This is a genomic window from Flavobacterium sp. CF136 (genome assembly GCF_000282055.1).
Taxonomy (GTDB): Bacteria; Bacteroidota; Bacteroidia; order Flavobacteriales; family Flavobacteriaceae; genus Flavobacterium.
The window spans coordinates 18,975-29,231 of record NZ_AKJZ01000028.1 but is presented as its reverse complement, the minus strand read 5'-3'; the positions used below and the strand labels follow the sequence as shown (position 1 = coordinate 29,231).

Annotated in this window: 14 protein-coding genes; 13 read left to right on the top strand and 1 reads right to left on the bottom strand. The window is 31.1% G+C overall.

Annotation, left to right across the window (positions count from 1 at the left end):
* The first annotated feature begins 151 nt into the window (after positions 1-151).
* The 11 genes from PMI10_RS10875 to PMI10_RS10815 all read left to right on the top strand — a co-directional run bounded on the left by PMI10_RS10875 (position 152) and on the right by PMI10_RS10815 (position 7,980).
* A complete protein-coding gene (locus PMI10_RS10875) occupies positions 152-745 on the top strand; it encodes a hypothetical protein (RefSeq protein WP_007807674.1) in 594 nt (197 codons plus the stop codon).
* Between the two features lie 166 nt (positions 746-911).
* Positions 912-1,436, top strand: coding sequence for a hypothetical protein (locus PMI10_RS10870; RefSeq protein ID WP_007807673.1), 525 nt, complete (start codon positions 912-914; stop codon positions 1,434-1,436).
* Positions 1,437-1,470: 34 nt separating this feature from the next.
* On the top strand, positions 1,471-2,025 hold the full coding sequence (locus PMI10_RS10865; protein WP_007807672.1) for a suppressor of fused domain protein: 555 nt from the start codon (positions 1,471-1,473) through the stop codon (positions 2,023-2,025).
* Between the two features lie 53 nt (positions 2,026-2,078).
* The gene (locus tag PMI10_RS10860) at positions 2,079-2,453 is read left to right on the top strand and encodes a hypothetical protein (protein ID WP_157489787.1); all 375 of its coding nucleotides are present in this window, start codon (positions 2,079-2,081) and stop codon (positions 2,451-2,453) included.
* A 184-nt stretch (positions 2,454-2,637) separates the two neighbouring features.
* A complete protein-coding gene (locus PMI10_RS10855; RefSeq protein ID WP_007807670.1) occupies positions 2,638-3,210 on the top strand; it encodes a DUF2199 domain-containing protein in 573 nt (190 codons plus the stop codon).
* A gap of 398 nt (positions 3,211-3,608) precedes the next feature.
* Positions 3,609-4,247, top strand: a complete 639-nt coding sequence (locus tag PMI10_RS10850) for a hypothetical protein (RefSeq protein ID WP_157489785.1) — start codon at positions 3,609-3,611, stop codon at positions 4,245-4,247.
* A 102-nt stretch (positions 4,248-4,349) separates the two neighbouring features.
* Positions 4,350-4,808 carry a hypothetical protein gene (locus PMI10_RS10845; RefSeq protein ID WP_007807666.1) on the top strand — a complete coding sequence of 153 codons (459 nt, stop codon included), beginning with the start codon at positions 4,350-4,352 and terminating at the stop codon, positions 4,806-4,808.
* A 213-nt stretch (positions 4,809-5,021) separates the two neighbouring features.
* A complete protein-coding gene (locus PMI10_RS10840; RefSeq protein WP_007807664.1) occupies positions 5,022-5,552 on the top strand; it encodes a DinB family protein in 531 nt (176 codons plus the stop codon).
* 311 nt (positions 5,553-5,863) lie between these two features.
* Positions 5,864-6,490, top strand: coding sequence for a hypothetical protein (locus tag PMI10_RS10835; RefSeq protein ID WP_157489783.1), 627 nt, complete (start codon positions 5,864-5,866; stop codon positions 6,488-6,490).
* A 503-nt stretch (positions 6,491-6,993) separates the two neighbouring features.
* Entirely contained in the window at positions 6,994-7,371 is a 378-nt protein-coding gene (locus tag PMI10_RS10825) for a hypothetical protein (protein ID WP_007807658.1), read from the top strand.
* Between the two features lie 393 nt (positions 7,372-7,764).
* Complete coding sequence (locus tag PMI10_RS10815) at positions 7,765-7,980, top strand: helix-turn-helix domain-containing protein (protein WP_007807654.1); 216 nt, start codon at positions 7,765-7,767, stop codon at positions 7,978-7,980.
* 128 nt (positions 7,981-8,108) lie between these two features.
* Here the strand turns inward: PMI10_RS10815 and PMI10_RS22070 are convergent, their stop codons facing one another.
* Complete coding sequence (locus PMI10_RS22070) at positions 8,109-8,279, bottom strand: hypothetical protein (protein ID WP_007807652.1); 171 nt, start codon at positions 8,277-8,279, stop codon at positions 8,109-8,111.
* Between the two features lie 280 nt (positions 8,280-8,559).
* Between PMI10_RS22070 and PMI10_RS22065 the strand changes: the two genes are divergently transcribed.
* On the top strand, positions 8,560-8,874 hold the full coding sequence (locus tag PMI10_RS22065) for a hypothetical protein (protein WP_157489781.1): 315 nt from the start codon (positions 8,560-8,562) through the stop codon (positions 8,872-8,874).
* Positions 8,875-9,140: 266 nt separating this feature from the next.
* Positions 9,141-10,187, top strand: a complete 1,047-nt coding sequence (gene thiL / locus PMI10_RS10805; protein ID WP_007807648.1) for a thiamine-phosphate kinase — start codon at positions 9,141-9,143, stop codon at positions 10,185-10,187.
* The last annotated feature ends 70 nt before the right edge of the window (positions 10,188-10,257 follow it).

Below are 10,257 nucleotides of genomic sequence, written 5' to 3'. Positions count from 1 at the left end.
GATGATTTGGCAAATCCGAAAAATAGGGCTTAATTTAATCCCAGACCCGCTGTAGTACCAGAACGTTGGCAGTAATTCCACAGAAACTAAAAATATAACGCAATTTTAAATCACTCAATATAAAAAACTAACACCAAAATAGAATTAAAATATGTACCTTAAAAAAACACTTTTTGCTTTAGTCATTATCACAATATTATCATTTAATATTCTTGAAAAGAAATCTTTCGAATTTATTTATCCAAAACAAAATAACGTAAAAATAAGTTTATCATCGGATCATTTTAAAAAATTTGAAAAAGAATGGAGAGGTTCGGATTACTATTACTATGCTGAAAAAGACGGTTTTATTTGTTCCGTACTTTTTTATAAACTTGATGAAGAAGAAAAATTATCTCTTGTTGAAGTTCCTAAAATTCAAATTTCAGAAAAAATGAAAGAAAGTGGAAAAGAATTTCCTCAAAACTCTCCTGTTTTTCCTTATGTGTACTTTAAAAATAATTCAAATCTAAAAAAAATGGAGGAGAATGATATAAGTTGGGGAGAAATGACTGATGATTTTATGTTTAGAAAAAATGAAATTAATTTACAAGGAAGTAAAATCATTCAAAATCATATGTACGGTTATGCAATGTTTAATAACGATTTATTTGTTATTGTACATTTATCAAAAATGAATTGTACTGAAAATGAATTGAAAGAAATGGAAGAAATTTTAAATTCATTGAAAAAAGTAGATAAATAAGAACTACTGTGAACAGTTACCGCAACTGATTTGAGCAATTTATTTAATAGAAAGTTGGCTTCGTATTTAGGATAATTTGGCAAGTCCGAAAATAGGGCTTAATTAAGTCCCAAACCCGCTGTAGTACCAGAACGTTAGTGGCAAGTTTAACAACCTCGCATAAAAAATGAAATTTGAAATACCTTTTGACGAGAATATTTATAGACAACAAATTGAATTAACTTTCAAGATTGCTTGGGAAAAATTCTTGGGCGAAACTAAAAAAACAGCTATAGTTGCGGTTATATTTATCCTTCTCGGAATTGTAATACTCTATGGAAAAGGAGATATTGGAGGTGTGTTTTTAATTTTAGGATTAGTTTCTGCAATTAGTTCAATAACTCGATTTAATAAGTATAAGGAAGCAAAAAAGACTACAGAAAAAATAACTGTTGAAAGTATACAAAAGTGGAATGAAAATCCAATTAGTGTATGGGAATTTGAAAATAGTTATTTTAGATTTGAATTTTATGGTGGCGATTATAAAATCAATTGGGATAATTTTAAATATTTTAATTTAGTTAATCAAACTGTATTCTTCGGTTTCAAAGAAAACACAAATTGGTATTCATTATCAGAAAGTGAAATTGGGAATGAAAATTTTGCTAAAGTAGTTGATTTTGTTGCATCTAAAATAAAAGCCAGCGACTAACAGTAAGTGTAGTACAAACTAAATTTCGAAAAAATTGACAGACAAACTTCGACAACATTACGAGAAGTATTTTGGCACTATCGGAGCGAAACTAATTTTGGAAACTGGGCCAAAAGAAAAATTACACCCTAGCTTCTATGTTTTAGAATTTAAGCCTAATGCCAAACATGACTTTTGGGTTTATTGTTCTGTTGGCATGTCACTAGACAGAGACGACAGTAATTTAATAGAATTATTTGTTTTCTCTCCACGACAAGACAAAGCTCAAGTCGAACTCATAACGGTTAGTGCTTCGTATCACAGACAAAAAATACCTTTAAATATTCATCATACAGTAAATGTTGGCAGACCTTGGCTCGACAATTCATTGTGCGACCACGCTTTTATTTCATTGCCTTACCTTGACGGTGAAGAACTTGAACTTTTCAAATACAACGAAATGACATATCATTGTTATTGGTTAATACCAATTACCGAAAAGGAACGAGAATATAAAATCGAGAAAGGCTGCGAAGCTTTAGAACAATTATTTGAAGACAAACAACTCGACTATCTAAACCCGGAAAGAAAGTGTTTGTTGACAGAATGAAAATCGTTCGACAAATGACCAGCTGCTAACAGCAGTAAATTATGAGGAACTTTATGCTAAAAATAATATTACTTTTATTTTCATTCAATTTGTTTGCGCAAACTGAATCAGATTTTGAAATCGTTCAAATCGAAGGCTTTTATACTTATGGATGGGAGAATTCAAGTTTTTATGAAAAAACTCAAGATAACCTTTGTCCACCGATGTGGCTTGAGTTTGATAAGAATCTAACTTTATCTGATTCTTTGCAAAAAGTTATTTTCGATGACAATTTTGATGGAGTTTTTTTGAAAGTTATTGGAAGAAAAAAAAGTAATGGGAATTTTGGGCACTTAGGAGCTTACACGTCTATGATAACTGTTTCCAAAATAATATTTGTAGACCAAAAAAAAACACTTAAAAATAACTTTGTAAAAAAGAAGCTGTAAATAATCTACCACTAACAGGTACTATAACGGATTTGGGCAATTGGCTTATTGGAAAGTTGCTTTTATATTTGGGATGATTTGGCAAATCCGAGAAATAGGACTTAATTTAGTCCCAAACCCGCTGTAGTATCAGAACGTTAGCGGATATTCTAAAGTGACAGAAAACTAAAAAACTAGAAATATAATGTCAGACAATATTAAATTTAAATGCAGTTGTTGTGGAGAAATACACGAAGAGTGGCCTGCATTAACTTTTATTTCCCCAGATAATTATAACTGTTTATCAGAAGAAGACAAAAAAAGTATTGGTTATATTGATAGCGATTTTTGCACAATAAATCATAGTGACCAAATAGATAGATTTATTCGTTGCACTTTAACTCAAAAAGTTAATGACCATTGCGAAGATTTGGAGTACGGACTTTGGGTTTCTTTAAGTGAAAAAAGTTATGTGGATTATGAAAAAAACTTCAATAATGAATGCGAAGAAAAAGGCTATTTTGGTTGGCTCTGTAATGATATAATAGATTATGACTTTTCGGAAAGCATTCCTATGAATGTAATTACACGAAATGATGGACAAAGACCAGAATTAATTCCTCATAAAGATTTTGATCATCCATTTGTAAAAGATTATTACAATGGAATTTCTAAAAAAGAAGCCGAAAGAAGAATTTCTAATATGTTAGAAATCGTTAATAAAAATGAAATAGAAAATGAAGAAGCTAAAAAAAGGAAATGGTGGAAAATATGGTAATAAATAGAAAAAACAACCGCTAACAGCTACTACAACGGATTTGGGCAATATGCTTAATGGGAAGTTGCTTTTGTATTTGGGATGATTTGGCAAATCCAAATAATGGGCTTAATTTAGTTCCAAACTCGCTGTAGTACCAGAACGGTTAGGTTGCATATTGGAAGACCTCGCAACATAATAGAAAATTAAGAAATATGAAGTATTTGATTTTATTGATTTTTTTCTTGTTCCAATTGAGCTGTATCGGACAGACGATACAAAAATTCCTTGTCAATGATTATAAGTTAAATGACAATACTATTTCAGAGATTTTTCAAACTAAAACATATTTTGAAAAATCAGAAACAAATACATATAAGCGGACTTATTACTACAATTCAAAGGGGTTTATTATTAAAATGGTAGGATTAGATAACGAAGGTAAATTGAGTACAAGAATGAGTTACGAGTATGACAATTTTGATAATCTAATACAGATAAAAGATGAAAAATGGAATCATTCATTAGGCTATTCATTGATTACTACCAATTTTTATTTTGAATCATTAGACTGGGTAGGAATTGAAACAATTGGAAATGAAGGTAAAATAGAGAATAAGTCAATCGTTCAGACAGAAAAAGGATACCCAGTTAAAATTACCTCCTACAATCGGGATAATTCCTTGATTGGATATGAAATTGCGGAATATAATTATAACAAGAATGAAGTTTTAATCAAATTATTTAATAGTCAAGAAATCTTTATTGGAAAGACAATTGCCTTAAAACTTAATTTAAGTAATGACAGCAATTTTAAAGTGGATGGTGTTATAAAAAATGAATTTGGGGATATAACTCAAGAATTAAAACCAAGGTGCTTATCATGTGATGAATTGGTAACTTATAAGTATGTATACAAATATGATAACAATAAAAACTGGATTAGTAAAGTAACTTATAAGGAAGAAGGTGTCAGTACAGAAAAGATTCTAAAAGAAAAGAGAAAGTTAAAATATAGAAATACGCAACCTAACAGCTACAACGGATTTGGGAAATAGACCTAATGGAAAGAATGGGCTTAATTTAATCCCAAACCCACTGTAGTACCAGAACGTTATGTGGCATAGTAAGAAAAAACGAGCGAATTAATGAAAATTAGAATGACAAGGATTACAATAATTTTAATGTTTTGTATTAGCTATGTTTCTAATGGACAAAGCAAAACTCAAGATGTAATTGTTGACAGTAATGGAAAAGTAATTTCCAAAACTAAAACAGGAAAGACTAAAAACACAACGTCTGAACAGACAATTGAAATGTTTTATAAATACCAAAATGATATTGAAAAACTGAGCCCATTAATTAGTATTGGGTTTTATCAGAAAACGCCTTATTATAAATTAAAGGAAATACTAAAAGAAAAAAATAAGTCTTGTGGTAAACTTATCGAAAAAAGCTTAATCAAAACTCAAAAGGCAGAAGATAATAATTCAATTGGCTATACTTACAAGGTTACATATCAAAATATGAAAATAATAGAAGAAATTGGTCTAATAAAAGAATTCGGAAAAGACTATTTCCAAGTTTTTATATATAATATCAAAAGAGCGGAAAACTAAAATTTGCTAAATAGAAACGTATAAAACTACGCCACATAACAGATACTGCAACTGATTTGAGCAATTTATTTAATAGAAAGTTGGCTTTGTATTTAGGATAATTTGGCAAGTTCGAAAATAGGGCTTAATTAAGTCCCAAACCCGCTGTAGTACCGGAACGTTAGCGGGCATTGTAACGAAGCGGTACAGAGAACACATTCAAATTTACAAAGTATGGACAAAACAATAAAAGAAATATTGTGGAATCAGTTTGGAGCAAGCATTGATATGCTCATCAATGTAATCTCAAATTGCCCTGATGACTACTTTTTGACGCATAGACGATTTTACTATATCGCATTTCACAGTACAATTTTTTTAGACTACTATTTGACAATTCCGCCAAAGGATTTTTTGCCGTTGCTTTCCTTTACACAAAAAGGACCTGACGACAGACCGAAAGAAGCAATTGACGATTTAATACCCGACAAAATTTACAGCAAACAAGAAATAGAGGAGTATCTTAAACAAGGTCGTAATAAATGTAAACAACTTATTGAATCTCTGACTGACGAAAAACTAAATGAAAGATTTAGAGAAGGAGACGAACCAAATGATATGGACTATCCGATTTTAGAAATTCTACTTTACAACCTACGACATACCCAACATCATACAGCACAATTAAATATGCTGTTACGACAAGATATAGATAAACATATGGAATGGTCATTTAGAGTGGACGACATAAACAATGATAAATGAAAAATATCGGTGCAAAAACGACGACCCGCTAACATCGGTTTTGTACAAGTGGGGCTGAAGCAATAAATTGAACATTTGTAATTCTGTTCATCTTTTGTGCTAAATTTGAACTTACGTTTTCCAAATTCCCCACCTGCACAAAGCCGAAAACCGTTAACACTAATTTTAAGACCAACATTATTCCAATGACAAAAGTACGAAAGGGAGCATTTCTTATACTATTCATAATTCTGACTGTATTGACAGCCGGACTCATTTTGAATAGTAGCGCGTTTCGTAATCAAGACACTATTTTAAATAGAATACAGTGTATGTTTTTTGACAAAAACACAATAAGCATTTCGGCAACGGACATTAACCCAGACAGCATTGTAATTGAATCCATAGAAGAAGACAAGGTTGTGTTTAAAGGGGGCAAAATGACTTCAAAAATAAAAAATCAGTATGGAGGTGACAACTTCAAAATCCTTTACAATAAAAAACTTCTGGGACAAGCCGGAATTTTCAAGACCAATTGGTGGCACACTCATGACTATTATTTTAAGGTCTTTAGAAAGAACACCAACATTTCGTTTGACTTTAATGTCGAAGGCCCAGACCACAAATCCTTGTACTTTAAGCATTTTGAAATAGATAGTCTAAATCGTAAATCGACTGAAATATTTTACGATTCAAAAGGTAAGACTGGGCAAATAAATATTAATTACTTTGACAAACAAGGAAACCTAATTGCTGACGAAGTATGGGACAATGGATTTTTTGTAAACATGAATACATATTCAAATGGGAATTGGTTGAAAAATTATACTACCAACAAGTACTCAAAGACAGAAAAATACAAGTTATTAAAATTAAATCAGGCCGACTCTTTAGTTTATATTTATCAAACTGAGAAGGCCAACAATATAACCAATGAACGGATTGCAATCAAAAACTAGTGCTAACAGGCGTTTGGCAAAAAAGCGGGTTCAGTGGTTAATTGCACATTCTGCCTCGTATCAACTTTTGTGCTGGTTTGACAGTTTAGTGCTTCGCCAAGCGCCAAACCGTTATAGCCAATTTTACAGATGACAGCAAAAAGAAACATAATTATAGTCTCAATTGTACTCATTAGCATTTTTTTAATAGTGATCTATTGGAAAAAAACTAATGAGTTATGTATCGGTTGTGGAGGTTGTGAATATGAAAAATTTACAGATACTATTAAAGTTGAAAAGATAATTTATGAAAGTGACTCAATAGACTACATAAATTTTAAATCTACAGTTAATTCTAATCACAAATATCAAGAAGATTCGTGGGATTTAAGTTTTCGAATAGGAAAAGATTTTAGCGAAAAAGAAATTAAAGACACGTTGAATAAATACTCAATAACTGGAGAAAGGATTATCAAAGGAACTTGCACTCCGTATAGTATAACAGAAATGAAACTTATTAAAAAATGAATAAGTTCCAGACAATTGATGACAAGTTGTACAGTTTTGCGATAAAACTTAATGCAACTTTGTCGAAAGGCAGATCACATTTTCCTAGAGAAATGGTAACCTTTGAGGAAAGAAGAATTGATTGGTACGAGAATCAGATAAAAAAAGCAATTATTATTCAGCCAACATTTACAGCAAAAGGTGTTGATTCATCCCTTTGGAATTTTATAAATGTTGCTTGGATTGAACACAATGGGGTCCCAATTAAACCTGGATGGCAGAATTGCTTAATCGACAAAAAAGATTTTAGCGAAATTGAAAAACAAATTGACCAATTACTTACTAAATCTGAACAGAATTTAAACGGTATAGAAATTAAGGATGTATTATTATAACTGCCTCCGCTTACCGCTGTCGCGAGCATCTTCCCATAAGTGTTCGAAACCTCATTCTTAATTAAGAATTTCTTTTTCGAGTTGGATATAACTTCTGCTTAAAATTAGTGATTTCATCTTTCAATTTCTTGTTAGCACTATTCAATAGTTCATTTTGATCTTTCATGATACTTATTAAGTCGTGCATAGCGTTTAGATTTTCCAATTGGACACAAACGATTTGCTCCAAATCGGCTTTCGTATATCTTCTACTCATAATGTAATTTTTAAAAGCAATTCTTTAGACTTTCTAAACAAATATAATGAAAATCTATATAAATACAAAACAAAACTTTAGACATTCTATATTTTTATTTAATCAAGCTATATTTACGGATATAAATTCGAAATATTATGACACCTTTAGGACTATATCTTACCAAGAAATCCGTGAATAGAGCAATGGTTTCCAGAAGATCTGGAATCAGTCAGGCTCGATTGTCCCAATTGACTTCAAATGAATCAACAAAACTGAGAGCGGACGAATTGTATTTGATTGCTCTGGCCATTGACATTGACCCTGGGGAAATGTTTAAAGAAGTATTTAGTGATTTGAAATTGAAAAAATAATTATTATAATTCTGTACTCAAATCACTAATTGAAAAATGAATTTTAAAAATCTAACCGCCAGCCAAAAAAATATTTTAAAAACTTTGGCATTTTATTTAATTTACATTTTAATCGCATTAATACTTTTTTATGTGCTCCCTAATGGAATCTGCGCACCTGGACCAAATGCAATATTAATTTTATTGGCACCATTTGTAGTCGGAATATTTACAATAGTTAATTTGATAAAAACATTCCTCAATAAGGAATATTCAAGTTCGTTAATTATCCATTTTTCTATTTTGATTGTTTTACTCATTTTGATAAACAGTTATAGTCACAACTGCTAACCGTTTAACCAAACAACAAATAATTTGATTGATATAAAATACATCCTGGAAGAAAATGACTTTTTGCAATTAAACCTTTATTTTTTCAAAACTGAAGGAAAGTTAAAAAGTATAATTCGCAAAACATTCATCGCATATTTAATCATAATTTTTATTTTATGTGGCTTTCTAATTTGGAAAAATGAATATTTAGTTGCAACTACATTGTTGGTAGTAGCTGCAATAATTTCAATTTTTCATTCAAAGCGAATGAAAAATATTTATTTAAAAATATTTACAAAGAATATTAAACAGTATGAAAGTAGATTTAACAAAGAAGTTGAATTACAAGTTTCCGATTCTCTATTGCAGGTAAAAAGCGTTGCGGGAAAATTTGATTTTAATTTATCTCAAATTGATTTCATTTCAGAAACTAACGAATATTTCATAATAAAACTAAAAATTGAAGCTATTATAATTCCAAAGAAAAGATTAGAAAATGTAAATATTCTAAAAGGAGATTTGACAAAATTATCCGAAAAATTGAATATCGAGTTCATTAATAATCTTAATTGGAAATGGTAAACGACACTCAATCGAATGGGTTTTCAAAAGTTTATTAAATGACAACAGAAAAGCAAAATGCTTCCCTTTAGCCCCCGATTGAAGTGAAAATCCTTTTGTGCCAGCGTTCGGCACAAAAGATTGCAACGGAAAGCGGAACAATCCTACCAAAAAAACCAAATGTTTCTGCTTGAAAATAATAATCGAACTCTGTTTATAGTTATTAAATCCTCAACTTCGTACCTTTGCAGCCTTGGTAAAAACCAAAAAAGCAATAAAGAGACAAAATGATTGAAGATAAAAACCCACAACGTACCAGTATAGCGCAATTAGGCGAGTTTGGTTTGATAGAACATTTAACCAAAAATTTTGATGTTAAACAAGAGTCGACTTTAAAAAGTATCGGTGATGATGCCGCTGTTCTTGATTTCAAGGATAAAAAAGTAGTGATTTCGACCGATTTATTAATTGAAGGCGTACATTTTGATTTGGCTTATATGCCGTTGAAACATTTAGGATACAAAGCTGTTGTAGTAAATGTGTCTGACATTTGTGCCATGAATGCCAAACCAACGCAAATAACGGTTTCTGTAGCCGTTTCTAATCGTTTTCCTCTGGAAGCCCTGGAAGAATTATTTGAAGGAATTACACACGCTGCAAATGAGTATAAAGTGGATGTTATTGGCGGTGATACAACCTCATCCCAAAAAGGATTGATTATTAGCATTACCGCAATTGGTGAAGCTAATGAAGATGAAATCGTTTACAGAAACGGAGCCAAACAAACCGATTTATTGGTTGTTACCGGTGACATCGGTGCTGCTTATATGGGATTACAGGTTCTGGAAAGAGAAAAACAAGTCTTTCAGGTTAATCCGAACAATCAGCCTGATTTGGATCTTTACACCTATTTAATTGAGCGTCAGTTGAAACCTGAGGCACGAAAAGATGTTCGTACCTTATTGCATGCCCTTGAAATAAAACCAACTTCGATGATTGATATTTCTGACGGGTTATCATCTGAAATTATTCATTTGTGCAAACAATCAAAAGTGGGTTGTAATTTATACGAAGATAAATTGCCGTTGGATCCACAGTTTATTTCGACTTGCGAAGAGTTCAATATTGACAGTACGACTGTTGCTATAAATGGCGGCGAAGATTATGAACTTTTATTTACAATTGACATTAATGATTTTGACAAAATAAAAGGAAATCCAAATTTCTCTGTTATTGGTCATATGGCTGATGAAAGCGAAGGAATTCATCTGGTAACACGTGCCAATACCAAAATTGCCTTAAAAGCTCGTGGATGGGATGCTTTGAGCGAATAATTTTAAAAATTCCAAATAAAAAAATTCCAAATTCCAATAATGCTAGTCATATCATTGGAATTTGGAATTT